21 protein-coding genes are annotated in these 25456 nt (G+C 71.7%); 14 read left to right on the plus strand and 7 right to left on the minus strand.

Annotation, left to right across the window (positions count from 1 at the left end; genetic code table 11):
* Positions 1 to 300: 300 nt before the first annotated feature.
* Entirely contained in the window at positions 301 to 810 is a 510-nt protein-coding gene (locus ACFY1U_RS00005) for a MarR family winged helix-turn-helix transcriptional regulator (RefSeq protein ID WP_390691851.1), read from the minus strand.
* 154 nt (positions 811 to 964) lie between these two features.
* On the opposite strand from ACFY1U_RS00005, the gene ACFY1U_RS00010 reads away from it, so the two are divergent.
* From ACFY1U_RS00010 to ACFY1U_RS00020, 3 genes are read left to right on the plus strand one after another with little or no spacing between them, the layout of a single operon-like run.
* Positions 965 to 1897, plus strand: coding sequence for an EamA family transporter (locus ACFY1U_RS00010; RefSeq protein ID WP_390691852.1), 933 nt, complete (start codon positions 965 to 967; stop codon positions 1895 to 1897).
* A 35-nt stretch (positions 1898 to 1932) separates the two neighbouring features.
* Positions 1933 to 2826, plus strand: coding sequence for a DMT family transporter (locus ACFY1U_RS00015; protein WP_390691853.1), 894 nt, complete (start codon positions 1933 to 1935; stop codon positions 2824 to 2826).
* A 9-nt stretch (positions 2827 to 2835) separates the two neighbouring features.
* Entirely contained in the window at positions 2836 to 3762 is a 927-nt protein-coding gene (locus tag ACFY1U_RS00020) for a LysR substrate-binding domain-containing protein (RefSeq protein ID WP_390691854.1), read from the plus strand.
* Here ACFY1U_RS00020 and ACFY1U_RS00025 read toward each other — a convergent pair.
* On the minus strand, positions 3752 to 4657 hold the full coding sequence (locus tag ACFY1U_RS00025) for an SDR family oxidoreductase (protein ID WP_390691855.1): 906 nt from the start codon (positions 4655 to 4657) through the stop codon (positions 3752 to 3754). The genes ACFY1U_RS00020 and ACFY1U_RS00025 overlap by 11 nt on opposite strands.
* A gap of 129 nt (positions 4658 to 4786) precedes the next feature.
* On the opposite strand from ACFY1U_RS00025, the gene ACFY1U_RS00030 reads away from it, so the two are divergent.
* The 3 genes from ACFY1U_RS00030 (at position 4787) to ACFY1U_RS00040 (ending at position 7916) form a co-directional block, all read left to right on the plus strand.
* Positions 4787 to 5674, plus strand: a complete 888-nt coding sequence (locus ACFY1U_RS00030) for a LysR family transcriptional regulator (protein WP_390691856.1) — start codon at positions 4787 to 4789, stop codon at positions 5672 to 5674.
* Positions 5675 to 5759: 85 nt separating this feature from the next.
* Positions 5760 to 7082 carry a sigma-70 family RNA polymerase sigma factor gene (locus ACFY1U_RS00035; RefSeq protein ID WP_390691857.1) on the plus strand — a complete coding sequence of 441 codons (1323 nt, stop codon included), beginning with the start codon at positions 5760 to 5762 and terminating at the stop codon, positions 7080 to 7082.
* 75 nt (positions 7083 to 7157) lie between these two features.
* Positions 7158 to 7916 carry an SDR family NAD(P)-dependent oxidoreductase gene (locus tag ACFY1U_RS00040; protein WP_390691858.1) on the plus strand — a complete coding sequence of 253 codons (759 nt, stop codon included), beginning with the start codon at positions 7158 to 7160 and terminating at the stop codon, positions 7914 to 7916.
* Between the two features lie 87 nt (positions 7917 to 8003).
* Here the strand turns inward: ACFY1U_RS00040 and pepN are convergent, their stop codons facing one another.
* Positions 8004 to 10574: an aminopeptidase N gene (pepN, locus tag ACFY1U_RS00045; RefSeq protein ID WP_390691859.1), complete on the minus strand. Its 2571-nt coding sequence runs from the start codon at positions 10572 to 10574 to the stop codon at positions 8004 to 8006.
* A 157-nt stretch (positions 10575 to 10731) separates the two neighbouring features.
* On the opposite strand from pepN, the gene ACFY1U_RS00050 reads away from it, so the two are divergent.
* Entirely contained in the window at positions 10732 to 11202 is a 471-nt protein-coding gene (locus tag ACFY1U_RS00050) for a DUF1203 domain-containing protein (RefSeq protein ID WP_390691860.1), read from the plus strand.
* Here ACFY1U_RS00050 and ACFY1U_RS00055 read toward each other — a convergent pair.
* The gene (locus ACFY1U_RS00055) at positions 11199 to 12215 is read right to left on the minus strand and encodes an aspartate-semialdehyde dehydrogenase (RefSeq protein WP_390691861.1); all 1017 of its coding nucleotides are present in this window, start codon (positions 12213 to 12215) and stop codon (positions 11199 to 11201) included. The two genes, ACFY1U_RS00050 and ACFY1U_RS00055, sit on opposite strands and share 4 nt — an antisense overlap.
* Before the next feature lie 307 nt (positions 12216 to 12522).
* Between ACFY1U_RS00055 and ACFY1U_RS00060 the strand changes: the two genes are divergently transcribed.
* Together ACFY1U_RS00060 and ACFY1U_RS00065 are read left to right on the plus strand one after the other, a co-directional pair.
* Positions 12523 to 13050 carry a sigma-70 family RNA polymerase sigma factor gene (locus tag ACFY1U_RS00060; RefSeq protein WP_390691862.1) on the plus strand — a complete coding sequence of 176 codons (528 nt, stop codon included), beginning with the start codon at positions 12523 to 12525 and terminating at the stop codon, positions 13048 to 13050.
* 1 nt (position 13051) lies between these two features.
* Positions 13052 to 13777: a hypothetical protein gene (locus ACFY1U_RS00065; RefSeq protein ID WP_390691863.1), complete on the plus strand. Its 726-nt coding sequence runs from the start codon at positions 13052 to 13054 to the stop codon at positions 13775 to 13777.
* Positions 13778 to 13843: 66 nt separating this feature from the next.
* On the opposite strand, the gene ACFY1U_RS00070 is transcribed toward ACFY1U_RS00065, so the two are convergent.
* A complete protein-coding gene (locus ACFY1U_RS00070) occupies positions 13844 to 17146 on the minus strand; it encodes a S8 family serine peptidase (protein WP_390691864.1) in 3303 nt (1100 codons plus the stop codon).
* Positions 17147 to 17329: 183 nt separating this feature from the next.
* Here ACFY1U_RS00070 and ACFY1U_RS00075 point away from each other — a divergent pair, with 183 nt between their 5' ends.
* The 3 genes from ACFY1U_RS00075 to ACFY1U_RS00085 all read left to right on the plus strand — a co-directional run bounded on the left by ACFY1U_RS00075 (position 17330) and on the right by ACFY1U_RS00085 (position 21038).
* Positions 17330 to 17797: an NUDIX hydrolase gene (locus ACFY1U_RS00075; RefSeq protein WP_390691865.1), complete on the plus strand. Its 468-nt coding sequence runs from the start codon at positions 17330 to 17332 to the stop codon at positions 17795 to 17797.
* Between the two features lie 212 nt (positions 17798 to 18009).
* Positions 18010 to 19761 (plus strand): TIGR03767 family metallophosphoesterase, encoded by a 1752-nt coding sequence (locus tag ACFY1U_RS00080; RefSeq protein ID WP_390691866.1) that lies wholly within the window; start codon positions 18010 to 18012, stop codon positions 19759 to 19761.
* A gap of 119 nt (positions 19762 to 19880) precedes the next feature.
* Positions 19881 to 21038, plus strand: a complete 1158-nt coding sequence (locus tag ACFY1U_RS00085) for a serine hydrolase domain-containing protein (protein WP_390691867.1) — start codon at positions 19881 to 19883, stop codon at positions 21036 to 21038.
* Here ACFY1U_RS00085 and ACFY1U_RS00090 read toward each other — a convergent pair.
* Positions 21026 to 22444 (minus strand): PLP-dependent aminotransferase family protein, encoded by a 1419-nt coding sequence (locus tag ACFY1U_RS00090; RefSeq protein ID WP_390691868.1) that lies wholly within the window; start codon positions 22442 to 22444, stop codon positions 21026 to 21028. The two genes, ACFY1U_RS00085 and ACFY1U_RS00090, sit on opposite strands and share 13 nt — an antisense overlap.
* Positions 22445 to 22490: 46 nt before the next feature.
* Between ACFY1U_RS00090 and ACFY1U_RS00095 the strand changes: the two genes are divergently transcribed.
* On the plus strand, positions 22491 to 22733 hold the full coding sequence (locus ACFY1U_RS00095) for a hypothetical protein (protein ID WP_390691869.1): 243 nt from the start codon (positions 22491 to 22493) through the stop codon (positions 22731 to 22733).
* 73 nt (positions 22734 to 22806) lie between these two features.
* Positions 22807 to 23991, plus strand: coding sequence for a glycosyltransferase (locus tag ACFY1U_RS00100; protein WP_390692811.1), 1185 nt, complete (start codon positions 22807 to 22809; stop codon positions 23989 to 23991).
* 273 nt (positions 23992 to 24264) lie between these two features.
* Here the strand turns inward: ACFY1U_RS00100 and ACFY1U_RS00105 are convergent, their stop codons facing one another.
* Positions 24265 to 25311: a hypothetical protein gene (locus tag ACFY1U_RS00105; RefSeq protein ID WP_390691870.1), complete on the minus strand. Its 1047-nt coding sequence runs from the start codon at positions 25309 to 25311 to the stop codon at positions 24265 to 24267.
* Positions 25312 to 25456 lie beyond the last annotated feature (145 nt).

Genomic DNA, 25456 nt, shown 5'->3' on the forward strand with positions numbered 1-25456 from the left:
GCCGCCTTCGCATGGATGAGGTTGCCGATGTTGTCGGGCAGCAGCCCGCCGATGTTCCCGATGTCGCCGAGCCCGGGGATGTCGACGCCGCCCCCCCCCCCCCCCCCCCCCCCCCCCCCCCCCCCCCGGGGGGGGGCCCCCCCCCCCCCCCGGGCGGCCCCCCCCCCCCCCCCCCGCTGTGTTCTCACGGGTTCGGCGGCCCGGCGGCGGGCGGCCCTCCCCGGGGTACTGACCACCCCCGAGGCCGACGAGGACCAGGTGCCCGCAAGGACCGGTGGAAGCGGTGGCCCGGTACGTGGGCTAGTGCTCGGCCTCCTGCGCCCCCGCCAGCAACTCCCGTAGCAGGTCGGCCAGTTGGCCGGCCTGTTCGTCATTCATGGTGGACAGCGCCGCGGTCTGGACGGCCAGGCCCGCGCCGACCGCCTCGTCGATGACCGTCAGCCCTTTCTCGGTGAGCGTCACCTGGAGGGCCCGGCGGTCGTGCGGGTCGGGGGAGCGGCGCAGCAGGCCCGCGCGTTCCAGTTTGTCCAGGCGGCCGGTCATGCCGCCCGTGGTGAGCATCAGGGCCGCCGAGAGCTGGCGCGGCGAGAGGGTGTACGGCTCTCCCGAGCGGCGCAGGGTCGCCAGCACGTCGAACTCGCCGCGTGAGATGCCGTGCGGGGCGTACGCCTTCTCCATGCGGTCGCCCATGGTGCGGGAGAGGCGGTAGATCCGCCCGAAGACCTCCATCGCCCTGGTGTCGAGGTCCGGTCGCACCTCCGCCCACTGCTCGATGATCGCGTCGACGGCGTCCTTGCGCTGTGCACTCATGTCCCGAGTATCCGCATCAGCAGAGTCACTCGCAAGAAAGTAGCTTGACGGAAAGTTGCTTAGCGCTAAGCTAATCACTGCCAAGTCAATCGGCGACAGGCTGCCCCTGATCCGCACGGAACGCCACCTTCCGTCACTCCGAAGGGACCCGGTCATGAATCGGACCGCGACCGTCCTGCTCACCGCCCTCGCCCCCGTCTCCTGGGGCACCACCTACGCCGTCACCACCCAGTTCCTCCCGGCCGACCGTCCCCTGTTCACCGCTCTGGCGCGGGCCCTGCCCGCCGGTCTGCTGCTGCTGGCCGTCACCCGGGTGCTGCCGCGCGGTGCCTGGTGGTGGAGGGCGGCCGTGCTCGGTGCGCTGAACATCGGTGCCTTCTTCCCGCTGCTGTTCCTGTCCGCGTACCGGCTGCCCGGCGGCATGGCGGCCGTCGTCGGCTCGGTCGGGCCGCTGTTCGTGGTCGGGCTGTCGGCGCTGCTGCTGGGGCAGCGGCCGACGGGGCGGGCGCTGACCGCCGGGGTCGTGGCGGCGTTCGGCGTGAGTCTCGTCGTCCTGAAGGCGGCCGGAGCGCTCGACGCCGTCGGTGTGCTGGCCGCCCTCGCCTCGTCGGCGTCGATGTCCACCGGCACGGTGCTGACCAAGAAGTGGGGGCGACCGGAGGGTGTGGGCCCGCTGGCGCTCACCGGCTGGCAGTTGACGGCCGGCGGGCTGCTCATCGCCCCGCTCGCCCTCCTCGTCGAGGGCGCCCCGCCCGCGCTCGACGCCCGCGCGATCGGCGGCTATCTCTACCTCGCCCTCGCCAACACGGCCGTCGCCTACTGGCTCTGGTTCCGCGGCATCGGCCGCCTCACCGCCACCCAGGTCACCTTCCTCGGCCCGCTCTCCCCGCTGACCGCGGCGGTGGTCGGCTGGGCGGTCCTCGGTCAGGCGCTCACCCCGGTCCAGCTCGCGGGCATGGCGCTGGCGTTCGGCGCGACGGTGGCGGGGCAGGCGACGAGGCCCGCTCGCCCTCGATCGTTCAGTTCTGCTGAAATGAATGGTCGAAAAGATTCGATGGACCTGACAGGTGTGTCCCTGCGACGGTAGATCGACCGAGATCACCCGTCGCCGAAAGGACCTCCGTGGCCGTCGCCCTCGACCGGACCGCCCCCACTGTCACCACCCGCTCGCTGCGAGGACTCGCCCTCGCCGCCCTCGCCACTGTCGTCTGGTCCGGCAGCTTCGTCACCTCTCGGGCGCTGCACGACAGCGTGCCGCCGGTGCAGCAGGCGTTCTGGCGGTGGGTGGTCGCGCTGGTCTCTGTGGCGCCCTTCGGGGCGCGACGGGCCTGGCGGCAGCGGGAGCTGGTACGACGTCACCTCGGGTTCGTGCTGCTGGCCTCGCTCCTCGGGGTCACCGTCTACAACACCCTGGTCAACCAGGCCGCGCTGACCGTCCCGGCCGCCAACATGGGCATGATCATGGCCGCCTCGCCCGTGCTGATGGCGGCGTTCGAGCGGGTGGGCGGAGGGCGGCTGGGAGCGCGCCGGGTCACGGGGCTGGCGACGGCCTGCGGGGGCGTCGTACTGCTGATGGGCGGGGGAGCCGGACTTGCCGCGGGGGACCTCTGGATGGTCACCGCCGCCTGCTGCTTCGGCTCGTACAGTGCGCTGCTGCGGCGCAGGCCGGCCGGACTCGGCGGTACGGCCTTCCTGTTCACGGCCTTCCTGTTCGGCACCGGCCTGCTGCTGCCCGCCCAGGCCGTGAGCGTGGCGGCGCAGGGTGCCTTCACCCCGACGCCCGGGACCGTCCTCCCGCTCCTCTACGTCGGCGTCGCCTCCTCCGCCGTCGCGTTCTTCGCCTGGAACAAGGCGATCGGCCTGGTCGGTGCGGCCCGGGCGGGAGCGGTCTACCACCTGCAGCCGGTGTGCGTGGCCCTGCTGTCCTGGGCGGTGCTCGGGGAGCAGGTCGGCCGGACGCAGGCCCTGAGCATGGCGCTGATCCTCGGCGGGGTGGTGCTGGGCGCCGCCGTATAGGTTGCCGCCATGGTCGAGTGGGACATCCGGAAGCTGCAGATCCTGCGGACGCTCAGGGAGCGGGAGACGGTCACCGCGACCGCCGAGGCGCTGCGGATGACGCCCTCCGCGGTGTCCCAGCAGCTGACCAACCTGGCCAGGCAGCTCGGGGTGCCCCTGCTGGAGGCGCAGGGGCGGCGGGTGCGGCTGACGGACGCGGCGCGGCTGGTGCTGCGGCACGCGGAGGCCGTGTTCGAGCAACTGGAGCGCGCCGACGCCGAGTTGGCGGCCTACACGCAGGGCGAGGCCGGCGAGGTGCGGGTCGGCGCCTTCTCCACGGCCGTACCGGCTCTGGTCGTACCTGCCGTACGGGCGCTGCGCACCCGGCACCCCGGCGTGACCGTACGGGTGCGGGAGGCGGAGGCGGGGGAGGCGTACGAGCTGCTGGCCGCAGGCGACGTCGACCTCGCGCTCTCCCTCGCCGCCCAGGCCCCGACCGCCGCCGACCCCCGCTTCACCCGTGTCCCGCTGCTCGCCGACCCCCTCGACCTGGCCCTGCCCCGCGACCACCCGCTCGCTGCCGCCGAAGGGCTGCGGCTGGCCGACCTCGCCGGGGAGCCGTGGATCTTCGGCGGCAGCGGGCCCTGGTCGGACATCACCCGCGGGGCCTGCGAGGCGGCCGGGTTCAGCCCCGTGCAGGGCCATTCGGCGGCCGGGTGGACCGCGATCCTGGCGATGGTGGAGGCCGGCATGGGCGTCGCGCTGGTGCCCCGCATGGCGGTCGTGGGGAGGGAGGGCGTCGCGATGCGGCAGCTGACGGAGGACCGGCCCCGACGGCACGTGGTGGCGGCCGTCCGGAAAGGGGCGGGGGAAGGAGCGGCCGTCGGGCGGGTGCTCGGGGCCTTGCGGGAGGTGGCGGGGGAGCTCTCCGAGGGGGCGCGGGCCGTCACGCGCTGAAGTAGTGCCCCTCCTCCAGGTCCTCGATCAGGCCGGGTCCCGTCGGCTCCCAGCCGAGCCACTTGCGGGTCAGCGTGTTCGAGGCCGGAACGTCGAGGCCGACGACGTGCGCCAGCCAGCCGAAGTGGGCGGGCGCCTCCTCGGCGGTGATGCTCCTGACCGGGACGTCCAGGTGGCGGCCGATGACGGCGGCGATGTCCCGGAACCGGACGCTCTCCTCGCCCACGGCGTGCAGACGGGTGCCGGCGGGCGCCGACTCCAGGGCGAGGCGGACCACACGTGCCGCGTCCGTGCGGTGCACGGCCGGCCAGCGGTTGGCGCCGTCTTCGACGTACGCCGCGAAGCCCTTCTCGCGGGCGGTGGCGATCAGCATCGAGACGAAGCCCTTGTCCCCCCGGCCGTGCACGGTCGGGGAGAACCGGACGGCCGCCGACCTGACCCCGCGGTCGGCCAGCGCCACGGCCGCGTCCTCGCTGCGCGCGCGGACCGCCCCGAACGACTCCGGCGGGGCCGTGTCCTCCTCGGTGTTGAGCCTTCCCGGCTGCAGCAGCGCCGTACCGGAGGACATCACGAAGGGCTTGTCCGAGCCCTCCAGCGCCGCCCCGATCGCCTCGACGGCCCGCAGGTCGGCCGCGCACGCGGCGGCGAAGTCGAAGGTTCCCGAGAAGTCGTGGATGAACGCGAGGTGGGCGACGGCGTCGGCCGCGGCCGCCCCCTCGGCGAGACCTGCCGGGTCGGCGAGGTCCCCGCGACGCACCTCGGCTCCGGCGGCCCGCAGGGCCTCGGCGGAGGCGTCGGAGCGGGCCAGCCCTGTGACCCGGTGCCCGGCGTCGAGGAGTTCGCGGACGACCGCGGAGCCGATGAAACCGGTCGCGCCCGTGACGAATACGCGCATGGTGCAGCCCTTCGAAGGTGGTGAGTGGATGTGCCTCCATCCTCCGAAGGACACGGTGGCCGCGTCCAAAGCCTGTTCCGCATCGAGCAATACGGTTCGGGCATCACCGCAGGTGAGTAAGGTGGATGCATGGCTGACCTCGACCTCCGTCTGGTCCGGTACTTCACCGCCGTGGCCGAACACCGCCACTTCGGGCGTGCCGCCGAGGCCCTGCACATCACCCAGCCGTCCCTGAGCCGGCAGATCGCGGCCCTGGAACAGCAGCTCGGCGCCCGGCTGCTGGACCGCACCCCGCGCGGCACCCGGCTCACCGAGGCCGGTGAGGTGTTCCTGCCGCGTGCGCGGGCGTTGCTGGGCGCCGCCGAGCAGGCGGCCGCGGAGACCAGGGCCGCCGCCGAGCCCAGCCGGTTCACCGTCGGCTTCACCAGCGGTCTGATCGTCACCGCGGCCGTGCGCGAGCTACGGCGCCGGCATCCGGACGCCGACGTACGCAGCCGGCATCTGCGCTGGGACGGGGCGCGCGCCGCGCTGCTCGAACGCCGGGTGGACGCCGTGGTGACCCGGCTGCCCTTCGCCACCGACCAGTTGGAGGTGACCGTCCTCTACGACGAGCCCAGGGCCGTGGTGGTCCCCGTCGATCACCGCCTGGCCGGCAAGGAGTCCGTCACCGTCGACGACATCGCGGACGAGCCGATGCCCCGGATCACCGGCGCCGACCCCGCCTGGGCGTCCTTCTGGCGCCTGGAACCCCGGCCGGACGGCCGCCCCGTGCCCGACGGCCCGGAGATCCTGGACCTGGAGGACAAGTTCGAGGTCGTCGCCGCCGGGGAGGCCCTGGTCATCACGGCCTACCCGACCGGCGTCCGGCTGCGCCCCGACCTCACCGCGATCCCGCTGCACGGCGTGGCACCCAGCCAGGTCGCCCTCGCCACCCGCGCCGGGGACCGCAGCCGACTGGTGTCCGCGTTCCGCAAGGTCGCCCGCACCCACCTCACCCGGCCGTCCGAACCGGCGTGACCGGAGGCCCCCCGGGGCCCCCGTATCGCGATAGCGTCACACCGTCCCCGCGTGACGCAATGCCTTCACCACCCCGGAGGTGCCCGTGGTCGCCGACACCTGTGCCAACTGCGGCAAACCGCTCCCCGCACGGGCGGGCCGCACCGGCCGCAGCTCCGTGTACTGCTCGGCCGCCTGCCGGCAGAAGGCATACCGGGAGCGGCAGGGAACGGGGACGGGGGCCAGTGTGCAGGGCCTGATCGACGACATCGGGCGGCAGGTCCAGGAACTCACACCGCAGCCGCCGTCGGTCCTGTACTCCGGGGTGGCCGACCTGTCGGCCGCCGTGGCGCGTTTGCGGCGGGTCGCCCGGACCGCCCGCGACACCGCGAAGGAACACCCGAGGCCCACCGAGCCCTCCGTAACACGGAAGGCCGTTACGGAAATCCCCCTCACGGAAGCCGACTTCGCCACCCTCACCGAGTCCCACCGCCGGGAGATCCACGTCCACTGCTACCGCATGACGGGCTCCTACGACGACGCCGAGGACCTGGTGCAGGAGACCTTCCTGCGGGCCTGGCGGGCCCGGGAGTCCTTCGAGGGGCGCGCCGGCGCCCGCACCTGGCTGTACCGCATCGCCACCAACGCCTGCCTGGACTTCCAGCGCCGCACCGCCCGCCGCCCGCAGCGCTACGAGCCCATCCCCGGCATGAACCACGGCACCGGCGAGGCACCCGCACGCATCACCTGGCTGCAGCCCTACCCGGACGACGAACTGCCCACGGCCGAGGAGGACCGGCCGGACGTCGCCGCGGTCTCCCGCGAGACCCTGGAGCTGGTCTTCCTCACCGCCATCCAGCACCTCCCGCCCCGCCAGCGGGCCGTACTGATCCTGCGGGACGTGCTCGGCCTCACCGCCGCCGAGACCGCGGAGGCCCTCGACCTGACCGTGGCCTCCGCCAACAGCGCCCTGCAGCGCGCCCGGCCCACCCTCCGTGACCATCTGCCCGGGCAGCGCGCCGAGTGGAGCGCGGGCGAGCCGACGGAAGCCCAACGCACCGTACTGCAGCGGTACATGACCGCCGCCGAGCAGCTCGACTTCGCCGCGATGACCGACCTGCTCAGCAAGGACGTCACGCTCACCATGCCGCCCAACCCGTTCTGGTTCACCGGCCGGGACGCCCTCGTCGAGTTCCTGCGCCCCACCCTCGACCCCGCGTCCCCCATGTTCTTCGGCCACTGGCGCCATCTGCCCGCCCGCGCCAACGGGCAGCTCGCGGCGGGCGGTTACGTCCGCAGACCCGGTACGCACGTTCACCGCGCCCAGGTCCTCGACGTCCTGCGCTTCGACGCCGACGACCGGATCGTGGAGATCACGTCCTTCGAACCGCATCTGTTCCCGGCCTTCGGACTGCCGCTGCGGCTGTGAGGACCGATGAGTGATCGGGGCGCGGTGCGTCTGTATGACCGACCGATACGGAACACCTCCACCGAGGAGATCACCATGCTGCTCACCGACAAGACCGCGATCATCTACGGCGCCGGCGGCTCGATCGGCGGTGCGGTCGCCCGCGCCTTCGCCGCCGAGGGCGCACGCGTCCACCTGGTCGGACGGACCCGGGAAACGCTGGAGGCCGTGGCCGCCGACATCAAGGACGCCGAGGTCGCCGTCGTGGACGCCCTCGACGAGGCGGCCGTCGAAGAGCACCTCGCGGGCGTCGGGGACGTCGACATCTCGTTCAACCTCGTCACCCGCGGCGATGTGCAGGGCGCCCCGCTCACCGACATGCCCGTGGACGACTTCCTGCGGCCGTTGCTGGACGGCGTCCGCGCCAACTTCATCACCGCGCGTGGCGCCGCCCGCCGGATGGCCGAGCGCGGCTCCGGCGTGATCCTCACCCTCAACAGCGGCTCCGCGCACGGCAGTCCGATGATGGGCGGCACGGGACCCGCCGATGCCGCCATCGACACCCTCGTCCGCAACCTGGCCCTGGAGTGCGGCCCGCGTGGGGTGCGCGCCGTGGGCCTGTGGGCGGCCGGCGTACCCGAGACCTTCACCGTCGAGAAGCTCTCCGCGGTCAACCCGGCGATCGACGAAGCGGCCGTCCAGGGGATCGTCGACAACCTCGCCGGAATGCGGATGACCCGCCGCAACCCGACCCTCGCCGAGGTGGCCGCCACCGCGGTCTTCCTCGCCTCCGACCACGCGGCCGGCATCACCGGCACGTTCGTCAACGTGACGGGCGGGATGGTCGTGCGCTGAGCGCAGGAACGAGAACCTGAGCGCGGACACGAGGAAGGGCGCCCGGTGTGACACCGGGCGCCCTCGTTCTCGTACTGCTCGGGGCGACTACGCCTGTGCGTCCGCCGCCTGCGCCTTCAGCGCGCGCTCCACTCCCGACCGGGACTCGGAGACCAGGCGCCGCAGGGCCGCGCTGGGCTCGGCGGAGGCGAGCCAGGCGTCCGTCCGGTCCAGGGTCTCCTGCGACACCTGGACGGACGGGTAGAGACCGACCACGATCTGCTGGGCGATCTCGTGCGAGCGGGCGTCCCAGATGTCCTTGACCACCTCGAAGTACTTCTCGGCGTACGGGGCGAGCAGCTCGCGCTGGTCGGTCTGGACGAAGCCGCCGATGACCGCCTCCTGGACGGCGTTCGGCAGCTTGTCGGACTCCACGACCTGCGCCCAGACCTCCGCCTTCGCCTCCACGGTCGGCCGGGCAGCACGGGCGCTGGCCGCATGGCGCTCACCCGCGGCGGTCCTGTCCCGCTCGTACTCGCCGGCGATCTCCGCCTCGTCGTAGCGGCCCACCGCGGCCAGCCGCTGCACGAACGCCCAGCGCAGCTCGGTGTCGACGACCAGACCCTCGATCGTCTGCGAACCGTCGAGCAGCGCCTCCAGCAGGTCCAGCTGCTCGGGTGTCCTGGCGGTCGCCGCGAACGCCCGCGCCCAGGCCAGCTGGTGGTCGCTGCCCGGCTCGGCCGCGCGCAGGTGGGCCAGCGTGGCGTCGGTCCAGCGGGTGAGCAGGGCCTCGCGGGCCGCCGGGTCGGCGTACAGGTCGATCGCCAGCTTCACCTGGCGGTGCAGCGACTGCACGACACCGATGTCGGACTCCTTGCCGATGCCCGACAGGACCAGCGAGAGGTAGTCGCGGGTGGCGAGCTCCGCGTCCCGGGTCATGTCCCAGGCCGACGCCCAGCACAGGGCGCGGGGCAGGGACGACGCGAAGTCGCCGAGGTGCTCGGTGACGAACGCCAGGGACTCCTCGTCGAGGCGGACCTTGGCGTACGACAGGTCGTCGTCGTTGAGCAGCACGACGGCCGGGCGGCGCCTGCCGACCAGCTGCGGTACGGCGGTCAGCTCGCCGTCGACGTCCAGCTCGACGCGCTCGTCACGGACCAGCTTGCCGCTGTCCTCGTCGAGCTCGTACAGGCCCACCGCGATGCGGTGCGGGCGGAGCGTCGGCTCGCCCTTGGCGCCCGCGGGGAGCGCCGGGGCCTCCTGGCGGATGGCGAAGGAGGTGACGACACCGGCGGCGTCCGTCTCGATCTCGGGCCGCAGGACGTTGATGCCCGCCGTCTGCAGCCATTTCTCCGACCAGTTCTTCAGATCGCGCCCGGAGGTCTCCTCCAGCGCGCCCAGCAGGTCGGACAGGCGGGTGTTGCCGTACGCGTGACGCTTGAAGTACGCCTGCACACCACCGAAGAACTCGTCCATGCCGACGTACGCGACCAGCTGCTTCAGGACGCTGGCGCCCTTGGCGTAGGTGATGCCGTCGAAGTTGACCAGGACGTCGTCCAGGTCGTTGATCTCGGCCATGATCGGGTGGGTGGAGGGCAGCTGGTCCTGCCGGTAGGCCCACGTCTTCATGGAGTTGGCGAAGGTCGTCCACGAGTGCGGCCAGCGGGACTCCGGGTGGTACGACTGGCATGCGATCGACGTGTACGTGGCGAACGACTCGTTCAGCCACAGGTCGTTCCACCACTCCATGGTGACCAGGTCGCCGAACCACATGTGCGCCAGCTCGTGCAGGATGGTCTCCGCGCGCAGCTCGTACGACGCGTCGGTGACCTTGGAACGGAACACGTACTGGTCCCGGATGGTCACCGCACCCGCGTTCTCCATCGCGCCCGCGTTGAACTCCGGCACGAACAGCTGGTCGTACTTCTTGAACGGGTACGCGTAGTCGAACTTCTCCTGGAACCACTCGAAGCCCTGCCGGGTGACCTCGAAGATCGCGTCGGAGTCGAGGAACTCGGCGAGCGAGGGCCGGCAGTAGATGCCGAGCGGCACGCTCTGCCCGTCCTTCTCGTACACGCTGTGCACGGAGTGGTACGGGCCCACGATCAGCGCGGTGATGTAGCTGGAGATCCGCGGCGTCGGCTCGAAGACCCAGGTGTCGTCCTTGGGCTCGGGCGTCGGCGAGTTGGAGATGACGGTCCAGCCGGAGGGGGCCTTCACCGTGAACTGGAAGGTCGCCTTGAGGTCGGGCTGCTCGAACGACGCGAACACGCGACGGGCGTCCGGGACCTCGAACTGGGTGTAGAGATAGGCCTGCTGGTCCACCGGGTCGACGAAGCGGTGCAGCCCCTCACCCGTGTTGGTGTACGCGCAGTCGGCGACGACCCGCAGGATGTTACGGCCCTCGAGCAGTCCCGGAAGGGCGATCCGCGAGTCCTTGAAGACCTCGGCGGGGTCGAGGCTGTCGCCGTTCAGCGTCACCTCGTGGACGGTCGGGGCCACCAGGTCGATGAAGGACTCGGCGCCGTTTTCGGCCACGTCGAAGCGCACCGTCGTCACAGACCTGTAGGTGCCGCCCTCCTGCGCGCCGGAGAGGTCGAGATCGATCTCGTACGAGTCAACGGTGAGCAGCTTCGCCCGCTGCTGCGCCTCGTCGCGGGTCAGGTTTGTGCCAGGCACGGGGTCATCTCCTCGTCATGTGTCGGTTCAGCCATCCTTCCACGGGACCGTGGGGAGGGCGACGAGGGTTTTCCCGATGGAACACCGGTCGACGCCCCCGGACCGCCACGTCCGAATCCCGCCGGTCCCGCGGCTCCGTCCGCGCCAGCCTGGGGGCATGACGACGTACACCGCACGACCCATCGCCCCGTCCGTCCTCAAGGAACTGCGCACCACCGACGACGCGGGCCGTCCGATGATCCCCGTGGCCGACGACGAGGGCGGCGCCCCGCTGCGCTGCTGTCTGCGCCGCAACGAGCCGGGGGAGCGGATCGCCCTCGTGTCGTACGCGCCGTTGCGCCGGTGGGCGGCCGAGACGGGCGCCGAGCCCGGGGCCTACGACGAGCAGGGGCCGGTCTTCATCCACGCGGACGAGTGCCCGGGCCCGGACGGCGACGGCTACCCCTTCGCCGACGCCCACCGCACGGTCCGCCGCTACTCCGCCGAGGGGCACATCCTCGGCGGCGAGCTGGTGGAGGCCCCCGACGACGCGGCCTTCCACAACGCATTCGACGACCCGTCCGTGGCGCTCGTCCACGTCCGGGCCGTCGAGTACGGCTGTTTCCTCTACGAGGTCAGGAGGCCTTAGCCCTTCAGCTCGGCCGCCACCAGCTCCGCGATCTGTACCGCGTTCAGGGCCGCGCCCTTGCGGAGGTTGTCGTTGGAGATGAACAGCGCGAGGCCGTTGTCCACCGTCTCGTCGCGGCGGATGCGACCCACGTAGGACGGGTCCTGGCCGGCGGCCTCAAGGGGGGTCGGGATCTCGGAGAGCGCGACGCCCGGGGCGCCCGCCAGCAGCTCCGTCGCGCGCTCCGGGGAGATCGGGCGGGCGAAGCGGGCGTTGACCTGGAGGGAGTGGCCGGAGAAGACCGGGACGCGGACGCAGGTGCCGGAGACCTTGAGCTCGGGGATCTCCAGGATCTTGCGGGACTCGTTGCGGAGCTTCTGCTCCTCGTCCGTCTCGTTCAGACCGTCCTCGACGAGGTTGCCCGCGAAGGGCAGGACGTTGAAGGCGATGGGGCGCTTGTAGACGCCCGGCTCCGGGAAGTCCACCGCCGAGCCGTCGTGCGTCAGCTTGTCCGCGTCGGCGACGACCTTCTGCGCCTGGCCGTGCAGCTCCGCGACGCCCGCCAGACCCGAGCCGGACACCGCCTGGTAGGTGGCGACGACCAGCGCTTCGAGGCCCGCCTCCGCGTGCAGCACCTTCAGGACCGGCATCGCGGCCATCGTCGTGCAGTTCGGGTTGGCGATGATGCCCTTGGGGCGGTCCGCGACCGCGTGCGGGTTCACCTCGGAGACGACCAGCGGGACCTCGGGGTCCTTGCGCCAGGCCGAGGAGTTGTCGATCACGACGGGGCCCTGCGCGGCCACCTTCTCGGCCAGCGCCTTCGAGGTCGCGCCGCCCGCGGAGAACAGCACGATGTCCAGGCCGGTGTAGTCGGCGGTCGCCGCGTCCTCCACCGTCACACCGTCGAGCTCCGTGCCGGCCGAGCGGGCCGAGGCGAACAGGCGCAGCTCGGTCACGGGGAAGTCGCGCTCCTTGAGGATCCTGCGCATGACCGTGCCGACCTGCCCGGTGGCTCCGACGATTCCGACCCTCACGGCGACTCCTTCTGCGTGTTCCTGTATGTCTGCGGCGTTTCCATCATGCGGCCGACCCGGGTCCGCCTGTCCAATTCTTTGCGCTCCATGCCCGAAACCTGGGACGCCGCACCGCGATCAACAGTTCCGGAACTCCGCCCGCACCCGCGCTGAGCTGGAGAAATTCGCTCTACGACGGCCCGGTGCCGCAAGCTGTGCTGGCCGCGCACGTCGGTGTGACGTACACCTCTGCACGATTTCCCATGGCCCGGCCGAACGTTTCCGCCGCCTCGGGCGTCGTAGAGGAAACGCGGTGAGGGGGTGGCTTGTGCTGCGCAGAAAGGCCCGCCGTGGCCAGGAGGACGATCATGGCGATCCTCTGGACGCGGCTCAGGAACGCCGGGTGCGGGCGGTGCTCGCACTGGGCGGGGTGCCGCAGACGGACCTGCCGGACGGGGTGCAGCAGGTCCGTCTGCGGCTGCTGGAGCGGGCGGCGAAGGGGTACGAGGCCCCGCGCGACGTCTCCGCATGGGCCGCCGTCGTCGCCTCCAACCTGGCCATGGACTGGCACCGGGCCAAGAAGCGGCAGGAGCGGATCGGCGAACGGCTCGCCTCCCTGCGCCAGCTGGAGCACCCGTCCGGAGAGGACACCAGCGTGCTCTCCCTGGCTGTCGCCCAGGGCCTCGACGAGCTCCCCGACTCCCAGCGCCAGGTCCTCGTCCTGCGCTTCTATGCCGACCTGCCGGTCCGCTCGATAGCCCACGAGCTCGGCATCCCGGAGGGCACGGTCAAGAGCAGGCTGCACACGGCGGTACGGGCTCTGCGCGCCCGCCTGCACGAGGACGAGGTGGTGTGAGATGACCGCCGAACACAACGGCGTCGACGCGCTGATGGCCGTGATCACCGGCGAGGAACTGCCGGAGGAGGCCCGCGCGGACGCCGGCTTCGCCGCCGAGCACCGCAGGGCGAGGGCCGATGTGGCGCTGCTGCGGCAGCAGCTCGGGATCATCGGGGACGCGCTGGCCGGGGAGTCGCGGCCGGAGCGGACGCCCGCTCCGGTACGGGTACCGCGGGACTGGCGCCGGGCGCGCAGGTTCGCCTACGGCTCCCTCGCCGTGGCCGCCGTCGCGACCGTGCTGTCGGGGCTCGGCTGGCTGTTGGTGCAGGCCAACAGCGGAGTCGACACCATGTCGGGCGGCAGCGCCGACTCGGCAGCCTCCAAGGCGGACCGCAAGGCCGAGGCAGGCTCCGCCTTCTCCAGCCCCGGCTACCTCGCCTGCACCCGCCTGGTCGCCGAGGGCGAGGTGACGGCGGTGCAGCCGGTCCACGGCACCGCCGGGCAGGAGCGGATCACCCTGGACGTGACCCGCTCGTACAAGCCGGAGAAGTCCCAGAAGGCGATCACCCTGGTGATCGAGGACGAGACCCTCCGCAAGGCCCTTCACAAGGGCGACCACATCCTGGTGGCCGTCCCACCGCAGTCCACCGTCCCGGACCAGGTGATCGTCGGCGAGAAGTCGATCGCCCGTGAACGCGCCGGGCTCACCCGTGCACTGCCCGAATCGGCCGGGGTCACCTGCTGAGGTGGCCCGCTGACGGGAAAGGGCGGGCGCCCGTACGGACGCCCGCCCTCACCGCCGTACCACCGACTACGGAGTGACCTTCTCGATCTTCACGCTGCCGGTGCCCGCGGCCGTGCCGCGTGCGTTCACCAGCTGGACCTGGCCGAAGAACTCACGGCCCTCAGGAGCGGCCGCCGCGGCGGTGACGCTGCCGGAGACGGTCGCCGAGTCGCCCGTGCCGAGCTTCACCGGCGCCGACTCGTCGACGCTGACCGTGCCCAGGGACGCGGAGAAGAAGACGTCCCGGTAGTCGTAGGCGGTGGAACCGGACGGGACCGAGTAGCCCGCGACCTCGATGGTGTACGTGCCGGCGGCGGGCGAGGCGATGGAGACCGCCTCCTCCGAGTCGCCGTCGGCGGACTGGCCGACGACCGTGCCGGCCGCGTTCTTCACCGTCAGGTCGAGGTCGGCGGACGCGTCCGACACATTGCCGATCGCGACGTCCAGCGACTTGGCGCCCGCGGGCACCTCGACCGTGGTGGTCTGCGTCTCGCCCTGCTTGATGGTCGGGCGGGTCGTCTTCGACGAGCCGAGCGGGCCGCCGACCAGCTTGCCGTCGAGCGCGGCGAGCTTGTTGGTCACCTTCCAGGAGACGGCGGCCGGGGTACCGACCTTGGCCTCGGGGACGGTCACGGTCTGCGGGTCGAAGGCCGCGCCGAGGACGGCGACGTCCAGCTTGTACGGGTTGTCGAGCAGCGGCGAGGTACGGCGCGACTCGACCTCGATCTCCCAGACGCCGGCCTGCGGGTCCGCGTACGCACGCACGTCGGGCTTGCAGCCGTTGCCGTCGAGGTAGTTCGGGTAGCAGTACGGGGTGCCGGTGTTGTCGACCGGAGTGCCGTACGGGTGGATCGCGATGAACCGGGTCTGGCTCTTGTCCTGCAGCCCGCCGAGGGCGACCTCGAGGGACTTGGCGCCCTCGGGCACGGTCACGAAGTACGACTGCGTGCTGTTGCGCTGCACCGTGTTCGAGGCGGTGAAGGTGTACTTCACCGGCGTCGAGACCACGACCGTGGCGAGGATCTGCTTGTCGACGCCCTCGGTGCTCGGGTCGTCGACGTCGAGGATCGCGCTCTTGATCCCCGCGGACCTCGGGTTCGCCTGCACCTTGACGGTGACCGGCTGGTTCAGCGGCAGCTTCACCCAGTCCTTGCCGACGATCCGGAAGGTGTCACCGGCGTTGTTCTCGATGCTCAGCTCGTGCCAGAGCGCCTTGGCGGAGCCGGAGGTCCGAGTGATCGTGACGTCGTACGTCTTCCTGTCACCCGCCTTGAGGCCACCCTCGCGGTCGTACAGGCCGGTGCCGAAGCCGGGCGTCTTCAGGGCCTGGTCGAGCGCGGTGTCGACCGGGGCCTTCACGACGTAGTCAGAAGGCACGGCGTCATGCGCGGTGGCGCCGTCGCGGATCGCGTCCCAGGCGTCGACGACGTCGATGCGGCCCGCGCCCTCCTCGTATGCCTGAACGCCCTTGATGTGATGGGCGGTCGAGGTGAGAGCCGTGCGCAGGGCGGCGGGCTTGAGCTCGATGCCCTTCTGCTTGGCGGCCGACAGCAGCAGCGCGCTCGCGCCCGTGGCCTGCGGGGAGGCCATGGACGTGCCCTGCAGCATGGAGTAGCCGGCCGGCAGCGAGTAGCCCGCCTCGGCGACCGGGGAGCCCGGCAGCCAGGTCTGGGTGGTGTTGATCGCGGCACCCGGCGCCACGAGGGTCGGCGTGAAGCCGCCATCCTCACGCGGGCCGCGGGAGGAGAAGGGCATCATCGCGTACTTCTTCTCCACGACCGAGCCGTAGTTGGACGCCCAGGTGGCCTTGGAGATGGCGGCGCCCACGGAGATCACCTTGTCGGCGAGACCGGGGTCGCCGATGGTGTTCGCGCCCGGGCCGGAGTTGCCCGCCGAGATCACCAGCTGCACGCCGTAGGTGTCGATGAGCCGCGTGTACAGCTCGGCGCGCGCGTTGTTGCCGTCGTTGAGGGCCGGCAGGCCGCCGATGGACATGTTGACGATGTCGACACCGCGGTTGACGACGAGGTCGATCATGCCCTCGGTGAGCGCGACGTTGGTGCAGCCGCCGGTCCAGGTGCAGGCACGGGAGGAGACGATCTTCGCACCGGGGGCCGCGCCGTTCATCTTCCCGCCGAACAGGCCGTTGGCGGCGGTGATGCCGGCGACGTGCGTGCCGTGCTCGGACTCGATGACACCGATGTTGACGAAGTCGGCCTTCTTGCCGACCCAGTCGCCGCCGTAGGGGTCCATCGGCACGTCCTTGCGGATCTGCACGACGAACGGCTGGCGCTCCACGACGTCGGTCGACGGGTTGTCGGTCCCGAAGTAACCGATCTGGTAGCCGTCCTTGTACGGCTTCATCGGCGTGTCGTCGGAGAAGTCGTAGTTGTTGTTGAGGTCGACGCGCACGGTGCCGGCGGCGGCGTCGTAGAGGACGCCCCACTTGTCCGTGGTGTCCCCGTCCCGGTTGGCGTCGCCCTTCGCGTCGCCGCCCGCGGTGGCGGACTCGCTGAAGGTGCTGACCTGGTACGACCCGGCGGGCGCCGTCCACGTCTTGCCACCGTAGGTGAAGGTGGGCCCGGAGACGGAGGTCACCATCGGGCGCCAGGTGGCGTCGCTGTCGACGATCGGGTCGGTCGCCGTCACCCAGTCGACGATCTTCCGCTCACCGGTGGTGGTCTTCTGCAGCGCCGGGTGACCGAGGTCGACACCGGAGTCCAGGATGCCGATGGTGACGCCGCGGCCGTCCGCCTTCGGGTGGTCCTTCACGAAGTCGACGGCGCCCGTCTCGAAGGACGGGTTGTACGGGTTCTCGGCGGGCGTGTTCTTGTCCGGCGCCGGGTAACTGACCGTGCCCGAGGCCGACTTGGAGCCGCCCGTCGCGCTCGGGTCGTCCAGCGGTATCTCCTTGCGCAGGTCGATGCCGTGCACGGAGGAGAGCTTCGCGGCGGCGGCGATGGCCGCGTCCGCCTGCGAGGTGGGGACGGTGGCGCGGACGTAACCGAGCTTGTCGTACGTCCGGCCGACCGAGCCGCCCCTGACCGCGTCCAGCTTCCCGGCGACCTGCCCGGTCTGCCCCGGGGCGGTGGCGATCATCATCGTGACGTTCTTGTCGCCGTCGGCCTTGGCCTCGGCGAGCAGGTCCGCGTCGTCGGAACCGAGCTTTTCCTGCGCGGACTTGACGCTGCCGTCCGAGGGGGCGGTGGAGCCCGGGGACGGCGCGTCGGCGGAGAAGGCCATGGGTATCGGCCCGGCCGCGGAGAGCGCGGCGACGAGACCGGCGGCCACGGCTATTCGGGCCACGGGTCTGAGGGGGGTGAGGGTCATCGGCATCCCTAGGAGTGAAGATTTTCAGTGCCGGACGAGCGCACAGCTTTACCCAAGGGACAGTTGTTTGGGAAGTGTTGACCGAAACGATATGGACGTATGGGGAAAACCCCCGATTCCCTTTACGGGGATGAGTCCCCAATAGTGCTAAATGAACCGGCGGTTCCGGACTAACGTCCCTACGTGCGCAGGAAATTGAGGGTGGCGGCCTACGCCATATGCGTCCGCGACGACGAACTCCTTCTGGCCCGCTGGATCGACGACCGGGGCCGCCCCGAGTGGACCCTGCCCGGCGGCGGCGTGGAACACGGCGAGGACCCCTACGACGCCGCCCTCAGGGAGGTCGAGGAGGAGACCGGCTACCACGTCGACCTCACCGCCCTCCTGGGCGTGGACTCGATCCGCCGCACCGCCCCCCGCCGCTTCGGCCGCTCCGTCGACCACCACGGCATCCGTCTGGTGTACGAGGGCCGGGTGACCGGCGGCGAACTCCGCCACGAGATCGGCGGCTCGACGGACATGGCGGCCTGGCATCCCCTGGAGACGGTGCCCGGGCTGCGCCGGGTCACATTGGTCGACGTGGGTCTTGCACTGTGGCGGGAGCGGCCGGCGGCGGGGCGGGTGAACTGCTTGCAGTACCCAGAAAGATGAACGCTGAGTGACTGCCCCCGGGCCGCCCGACGAGCGGTCGTGAACGCGGAGGGTGGCCCAAGATCCACGTACGGTGATCGGCGTTGGCCGTTGCCGCCTCGTTCACCAGCAGGTCATCCCCGGTGCCAACCATCCAGAGCGAGCGGGTTGTTCGCGACAGCGAAACAGCCCGCGACCACTGCCGACGCGTTGCCACTCGGGGAGATCGCGCCATGCCGCGCATACGCTCTGTCGCCGCCACCAGCCCGGCGATCAACCGCCGTACCGTCCTCGCCGCCACCGGCGCGGCGGCCGTCTCCGCAGGCGTCGGCTACGCCCTGCGGCCCACCGACAGCCAGGCCGCCACCACCGACACCACCAAGGTCGTGGCGCAGTCCCGCAAGGCCCCGGCCGCCCCCCTCGCGCCCTACACCAAGGGCACCACCCTCGCCACGGTCGCCGCCCCGCGCAACTCCTCCGGCTTCCGCCGCCTCGGCGACGGCCCCGGCTGGTCCCGCGTCGTGCGCAGCGAGCTCGCCGCCCCCAAGTCGGGCCGCGCCGGCCGCCGTACCGCGCTCGCCTCGTTCGTACAGCTCACCGATCTGCACCTGACCGACGTCCAGCACCCCTCGCGCCTGGAGTGCCTGCGCTCCACCGACAAGGGCGCCTGGCGCCCGCACGAGGCGCTGACCGTGCAGGGCGCGATCTCGCTGGTCGAGCGGATCAACGCGCTGCGCGGCGCCCCCGTCACCGGCACCCCGCTGCACTTCGCGATGACCACCGGCGACAACACGGACAACAACGCCAAGTCCGAGCTCGAGTGGTACATGAAGATCATGAGCGGCGGCCGGATGACCCCCAACTCGGGTGACCCGCGGCACTACGAGGGCGTCCAGAACAGTGGCCTCAAGCTGTACTGGCAGCCCGAATCCACGGTCCGCGACGGCGACAAGCAGCTCGGCTTCCCGCATCTGCAGGGCTTCCTGGCCGCCGCGATCCGCGAGGTGCAGAGCCCCGGCCTGAACCTGCCCTGGTACTCCACGGTCGGCAACCACGACGCCCTGCCGCTCGGCTGCTTCGGCCAGGGCGACTCCTGGCTCGCCGAGTACGCGGTCGGCGGCAAGAAGCTGATGTCGCTGTCCGCCGCCGAGGGGAAGAAGCTGCAGGACGCCATCAGGGCGAACAAGGACCCCAAGGGCACGGCCTACCGGGACCTGCTCAAGGCCCACGCGCGCGACATGCGCTCGGTCACCGCGGACGAGAGCCGGGCCCCGTTCACCCGGGCCGACTACCTCAGGGCCCACCTCGACCCGGCCTACCGCGGCAACGGCCCGGTCGGCCACGGCTACTCCACCGCCAACCTCGACGCGGGCACGCAGTACTACACCTTCCGCATCGCCGACGACGTCGTCGGCATCAGCATCGACACCACCGACCCGGGCGGCCACTACAACGGCTCCATCGGCACGGCCCAGTTGAACTGGCTCGACAAGCAGCTGCGGGACAACAAGGACTCGCACGTCATCGTCTTCAGCCACCACACCAGCCAGTCCATGGCGAACACCTCGAACGTGGACCCGGCCCACCCGAACGAGCGCCGGCACAACGGCCAGGAGGTCGTCGCCCTCCTCGGCAGCCACGCCAACGTCCTGGCCTGGGTGAACGGCCACATCCACCGCAACTACATCACGCCGCACAAGGGCTCCGGCGGCCACTCCTTCTGGGAGATCTCCACCGCCTCCCACGTGGACTACCCGCAGCTGGCGCGCGTCATCGAGATCACCGACAACAAGGACGGCACGCTCTCCCTGTTCACCACCCTCGTCGAGTCCGCGGCCCCGCACCGCACGGACTTCGCCGACCTCTCCCAGACCGGCCTGGCCGCCCTCTACCGCGAGCTGTCGTACAACGTCCCCGACCGCAACGCGATCCTCGCCGGCCACCCGGAGGACCGCAACACGGAGCTGGTCCTCAAGAAGGGCTGAGCAGCTGAACAAGGGCCGAAAGCGGCTCAACCGGCTCGCGGTGCATCAACCTTCACCCCGCGGGCCGGGTCTGCTCCCCCGACCGAGCTCGGCGACGAGCGAGCGAGATGGGGGAAGACATGACCGTACGTACGACCCTGGTGGCGGCCACCGCGGTGGCGCTGTCCGCCGCCCTGGCCGGTCCCGCCCTTGCGGCGGGGCCCACCCGCGCCGGAGCCCACGACGCGACCCGCAGAGCGGTCGAAGCCGTGGTCGAGGACGGCATTCCCGGCGTCACGGCGACGGCGAAGGACGCCCACGGCACCTGGTCGACGACCGCCGGCGTGGGCAACATCCGTACCGGCAGGCCGCGTTCGGCCGAGGACCGCTTCCGGGCGGGAAGCATCACGAAGACGTTCGTCGCGACGGTGGTGCTGCAGCTGGAGGCCGAGGGCCGGCTGTCGCTGGACGACACGGTGGAGAAGTGGCTGCCGGGCGCGGTCCACGGCCACGGCCACGACGGCAGCCGGATCACCGTCCGCCAGATCCTCAACCACACCAGCGGCATCTACGACTACACCAACGACGAGACGTTCGTACGGTGGTACTTCAGCAAGGACGGCTTCCTCAAGCACCGCTACGACCGCTGGACGCCCGAGGCCGAACTGGCGGTCGCCATGCGCCACAAGCCGCTCTTCGAGCCCGGCACCTCCTGGAGCTACTCCAACACGAACTACCTGCTGGCCGCGATGGTGGTCGAGAAGGTCACCGGCCACGCGTACGCCGAGGAGATCCGCCGGCGGATCATCGACCCGCTCCACCTGACCGGCACCTCGGTCCCCGGCAACCGGGTCACCCTCCCGCAGCCCAGCAGCCGTACCTACTCCAAACTCGCGGACTCCACGACGGGCCCGACGTACGACGTCACGACCGTGAACCCCTCTCTGGCGTACGGTTCGGGTGAGTTGATCTCCGACACCTCCGACCTGAACCGCTTCTTCAAGGCCCTGCTCACCGGACGGCTGCTGCCGCCCGCGCAGCTGAAGGAGATGAAGACCACGGTCAAGGCCGACGTCCTGCCGAACGCCCGCTACGGCCTCGGCCTCATCGACCGCAGGCTCAGCTGCGGAGTCCACGTCTGGGGCCACGCGGGCGGCATCTTCGGCTCCCTCTCGGAGGCGGTGACGACGGCGGACGGCCGCCACTCCCTGTCCTTCAACCTCAACGGGGACTGGACGGACGTGTCCCACACCCAGGCGGTGATCGAGGCGGAGTTCTGCGGCGGTCAGGACCGCTGACGGCACGCGTCGATCGCGGCGCGCAGCCGGCCGACCGCCTCCTCGACCACCCCGTCCGCGAGATTGCCGTACCCGAGGACCAGGCCGTGGTCGGCGTGGTCCTCGGTGGCGTGGTAGGCGGCGAGGTCGGCCACGCGCAGCGAGCGGGCGGCCGCCGCCCGGACCACGGCCGCCGGGTCCACGGCGGCGGGCAGCCGCAGGAGGAGATGGAGGCCGGCGGCGATGCCGGAGACCGGGGCGTGGGGCAGCTGGTCCGCCAGGGCCCGGACGAGGGTGTCGCGGCGGTCGCGGTAGCGCCCACGGCAGGCCCGCAGATGGCGATCGTAGGCGCCTGATTCCAGCAGGTCGGCGAAGGCCAGCTGGTCGAGGGGCGGGGGCTGGGTCGCCGTCTGGTCGGTCCTGTGCAGGTGTTCCGTCCAGCGGCCGGGCGCCACGATCCATCCGATGCCGAGCGCGGGGGAGAGGATCTTGCTGAGCGACTTGAACAGGACCACCCGGGACGGATCCATGCCCTGCAGGCTCGCGACCGGCCGGCGGTCGTAGCGGAACTCGGCGTCGTAGTCGTCCTCCAGTACGACGCCGTCCACCTCGCGGGCCCACCGCAGCAGGGCCGCGCGCCGCTCGGGGGCGAGCACCGTGCCCAGCGGGAACTGATGCGCCGGGGACGCCAGCACCGCCCTCAGGCCGGGGTGTCGGGTGAGCTCGTCGGTGCGCAGGCCGGCGCCGTCCACGCGGACGGGCACGACGTCCAGGCCAGCGGCGCCGATCACCTCGCGCAGCCGGGTCCAGCCGGGTTCCTCGACTGCGACGGCGGTGATGCCGCGGGCGCGCAGGGCCTGGCAGAAGCGGCGCACTCCGTCGGTCACGCTCGTGCACACCGTCACGTCCTGCGGGCTCGCGGAGACGCCGCGGGAGCGGCCCAGGTACTCGGCGAGCAGCCGTCTGAGCCGGGGGTGGCCGCCGGGCGGCGGGTAGCCGAACTCCGTGAACGCCACGGTCGTCGTCTGCGCGCGGACCGCGTCGGCCCAGTGGCGCCGCGGGAACGCCCGCAGGTCCGGCAGGCCCGGGGCCAGGTCGTAGCGGGCCGCCGGGGCCTGGTGCGGCGCGCGCGGTGCCGAGCCGGCGTCGGGGCTGTTCGACCAGCGCACCCGGGTCGCGGAGCCGGTCCTGGCCTCCAGATATCCCTCGGCGACCAGCTGGCCGTACGCCTCGGTCACCGCCCAGCGCGAACAGCCGAGGTCGGCGGCGAGCCGGCGGCTTGGCGGCAGGGCGGTGCCCACCTCGATACGGCCGTCCCTGATCGCCGAACGCAGCGCTCGCTTCACCCGTTCGTGCAGCGGGCCGTCGGCGGCCTGCCCCAGGTGGAGCAGAAGATCGCCCGCCGGATTGGTCTGTGATTCCTGCATGCCATTGGACAGTAGCAGCGAGCCATTTCTCAGTAGCTTCGCAGGCATGAGGGACGTACCTGAAACCCACCAGTTGTTCCGCGGAGTCTTCGAGGGCTGGCAGACCAAGGCGGGCGTCCTGTCGGCGACACCGGACGCGCCGGTCGTGGCGGACGACTCCCCGTCTCTGCGGCTCGCGCTGCGCCGGTTGCGGGCCCGCTTCGAGAGACCACCCGGTAATTCAGCCGACTCGGACACGAGACGTCGAGTTCATCCGTACGAAACGTCCATGCCGCCTCATAACGGCTAACCCGCACTCACACGGGGGATGGCTCGATTTGTGCAAGGCGGGTGGTCGTATGCCCACGAGGCGCGGACTGCACGTGCTCTCGGTCTACGAGGGTTTCTTCTCCGGCGGGGCCCGGATCGTTCACAGTGACGTCGTACTCGGACTTCAGGAGGGTGACCAGCAGCATCGCGTGCTGAGCCTCCATGGCGAGGTGCACCGGGAGGCCACCCGGCAACGGATGGAGGACGATGCCTGCTACCGGTCGCTGACCGCGGCGGGCGTGGGCGTCACTTCCCTGGGCCGGGTCTTTCCCGCAAGCGGTGATCCGGCCACCTTCACCGGGCCGGAACTGGCCGACACGGCGCGGGCGACGGCGGAGGCGGACGTGATCCTTTCGCTGAAGGAACAGCCTCTGCGCCTCCTGAACCAGGCCGGCCTGCCCCGCCGCCCCGTCGTGGTGTGCCTGCACCGCTCCGACCCGGAGAACCAGGGGGCGGCCCTCGACGAGCTGAAGGCCGCCATCGCCGACGGCAGGGTGGTGGCGTGCGTGTGCTGCGCGGAGTCGACGCGGGCGGCCTACGAGGCCGCGGGGATCCCGGCCGAGCTGCTGCACGTCATCCCGAACGGCGTGGACCTGCTGCGCTTCCGCCCCGACGCGGCCCGGCGGCTGGCACTGCGGGCCTCCCTGGAGATCCCGGCCGCGGCACCGGTGGTCGTCTTCGCGGCCCGCTACGACGCGATGAAGAACGTCCCGCTGTTCCTGCGGGCGGCACGGGAGTGGCTCGAGCAGCAGCCCGACGGGCATGTACTGATGTGCGGCGCGGGCATGACCCCGGCGAACCCGGGACTGGAGGCGGACATCGAGACCGCGTTCGGTCCGCAGCGATCACTGACGAACCGGGTCCACCTGCTCGGCGTCCGACACGACATGGAATCCGTGTACGCCGGTGCCGACGTCGTCGCGCTGACCTCCTCCTGGGGCGAGGCGGCCCCGCTGTGCCTGGTGGAGGGCATGATGTGCGGCGCCGTACCGGTCGCCACCGACGTCGGCGACAGCGCGGCGATCGTGGCGGGCCACGGCTTCGTCACCCCGCCCGACCCGACGGCGATCGCCCGGGCCTGGACGGAAGCGGCAGCCTCCCGCACCGCCCTCACCCCGTCCCTCACCGCAAGCCGCGAACGCTTCAGCCGCACCCGCATGATCGCGTCCTACGCCACCCTCCTCGACTGGGTCGCGGCAGGCGCTGCGGCGAGGCCGGCCCTTCCGGAGCCGCACTGAGCGGCGAGGAGTGGCGGCCGGGGGCCTGATCCCGGAGGCGGAGGGCCCGCCGCCCTCTTGGGCGACCGCTGGGGGGCTGTCACCGGGTCACCGCGCCCGGTGCGGGAGCCGCTTGCGGCGCTTGCCGGTGCCGCTGCGCCCACCCGTGCCGCCCTGAGCGGCACGATTGCCCGCAGCTACGCGGGCCGGGGGCCTCCCGACCGCACATGAGGTGGGGCCACCGGCACCCCGGTGGCCCCACCTCTCCCCTCCTGGTCCCGCCCCGGTCCGTCACTACCGCGGCAGCACCACGACATACGCGGCGGGCTCCCGGTCGCCGGAGGCCATCAGGGCCGTGCGGACGACCGCCGCCTGTTGTTCCATCGAGTCGCGGAGCTTCTTGGGGGTGATGTGGACGACCGTGATGCCCAGGCGCTCCAAGTGCTCGCGCTTGCGGGCGTATTCGGACCACAGCGCGTCCTCGTCCTGGCGCGGGGCCCGGGTGTCGAGCTCCACGGCCACCGCCTGCTCCGGCCAGTACGCGTCGAGGCCGCCGAGGTGGGGGCCGCCCGGCAGACGGAGGTCCACGTTCCAGACCGGGTCGGGCAGGCCGTAGTCGCGGACCATGCGGTACAGCCGGTCCTCCGCGATGGCGCGGCCCTCGGCCAGCAGCGAGTCCACCGCGTCCACCACGTGCGGGCGGCTGAGCAGCTTCGCCTGGTTCAACGCCCGTACCACCGAGGCCGGTTCGCAGTGGCCGGCGCGTACCGCCTCCGTCAGCAGCCGGCGTACCGCGCCCGCGTCCGCGAGTTCCGACACCGCGTCGGCCAGGGCGCGCGGCACCGGCGCGATCGGAACTCCCGTCACCTGCTGGGGGGTTGGCAGCGTGTGCGTGCGGAGGATCCGGGCGCAGCCCGCCGAGCGCAGCCGGCGCAGCCGCGGGACCAGGACGTCGATCTTCTCCAGTGACAGCAGCGGCGGCGCGGACGTGAAGCCGTGCAGCGTCAGGGCCGCCAGGCCCGTGATCATCGCCTCCGCGTAGACCGGCCGGTGCGGGCTCTCCGCGCCCGGCTGTGTCGGCACTCCGGGGGTCGACTCCCGCGCCGCGTACATCAGCACCGCGTGCAGCCGCTCCTCGCTGGTCGGCGGGCCCGGGTGGAGCAGGAAGACGCCCGGGAGGAACTGCTGCCAGGGGCCGCCGGTGCGGCACTGCTCGGTCATCTCCGCGGACGAGACGCCGTGCGCCCGGAGCTGAGCCGTCGTCAGCACTCGGCGGTGCACCTCGGCGAGGTGGCTCAGGGGGCGGGGGGAGGCCGCGGGGAGAGGGGTGTTGTGGTTCATGCCGGGGGGTTTCCCGCGCTGGAACCGCCCTCTAACCGCTGTTACACGCTCGTCGACAAAAACGGACAAGATGGCACTAAAGGACGCTTGTTCGGATGCCGATAGGGCAGGCAAAACCCCTGGTCCGTTCGGGTCGGACCAGGGG

It is taken from the genome of Streptomyces sp. NPDC001351, from assembly GCF_042896045.1.
Lineage (GTDB): Bacteria > Actinomycetota > Actinomycetes > Streptomycetales > Streptomycetaceae > Streptomyces.

What these genes read in the sequence shown, in the direction of transcription:
- ACFY1U_RS00005 (WP_390691851.1), bottom strand. Translation starts at nt 810, where the DNA reads ATGAGTGCACAGCGCAAGGACGCCGTCGACGCGATCATCGAGCAGTGG.
- ACFY1U_RS00040 (WP_390691858.1), top strand. Translation starts at nt 7,158, where the DNA reads ATGCTGCTCACCGACAAGACCGCGATCATCTACGGCGCCGGCGGCTCG.
- ACFY1U_RS00090 (WP_390691868.1), bottom strand. Translation starts at nt 22,444, where the DNA reads ATGCAGGAATCACAGACCAATCCGGCGGGCGATCTTCTGCTCCACCTG.
- ACFY1U_RS00050 (WP_390691860.1), top strand. Translation starts at nt 10,732, where the DNA reads ATGACGACGTACACCGCACGACCCATCGCCCCGTCCGTCCTCAAGGAA.
- ACFY1U_RS00085 (WP_390691867.1), top strand. Translation starts at nt 19,881, where the DNA reads ATGACCGTACGTACGACCCTGGTGGCGGCCACCGCGGTGGCGCTGTCC.
- ACFY1U_RS00105 (WP_390691870.1), bottom strand. Translation starts at nt 25,311, where the DNA reads ATGAACCACAACACCCCTCTCCCCGCGGCCTCCCCCCGCCCCCTGAGC.
- ACFY1U_RS00025 (WP_390691855.1), bottom strand. Translation starts at nt 4,657, where the DNA reads ATGCGCGTATTCGTCACGGGCGCGACCGGTTTCATCGGCTCCGCGGTC.
- ACFY1U_RS00095 (WP_390691869.1), top strand. Translation starts at nt 22,491, where the DNA reads ATGAGGGACGTACCTGAAACCCACCAGTTGTTCCGCGGAGTCTTCGAG.
- ACFY1U_RS00070 (WP_390691864.1), bottom strand. Translation starts at nt 17,146, where the DNA reads ATGACCCTCACCCCCCTCAGACCCGTGGCCCGAATAGCCGTGGCCGCC.
- ACFY1U_RS00030 (WP_390691856.1), top strand. Translation starts at nt 4,787, where the DNA reads ATGGCTGACCTCGACCTCCGTCTGGTCCGGTACTTCACCGCCGTGGCC.
- ACFY1U_RS00080 (WP_390691866.1), top strand. Translation starts at nt 18,010, where the DNA reads ATGCCGCGCATACGCTCTGTCGCCGCCACCAGCCCGGCGATCAACCGC.
- ACFY1U_RS00065 (WP_390691863.1), top strand. Translation starts at nt 13,052, where the DNA reads ATGACCGCCGAACACAACGGCGTCGACGCGCTGATGGCCGTGATCACC.
- ACFY1U_RS00010 (WP_390691852.1), top strand. Translation starts at nt 965, where the DNA reads ATGAATCGGACCGCGACCGTCCTGCTCACCGCCCTCGCCCCCGTCTCC.
- ACFY1U_RS00020 (WP_390691854.1), top strand. Translation starts at nt 2,836, where the DNA reads ATGGTCGAGTGGGACATCCGGAAGCTGCAGATCCTGCGGACGCTCAGG.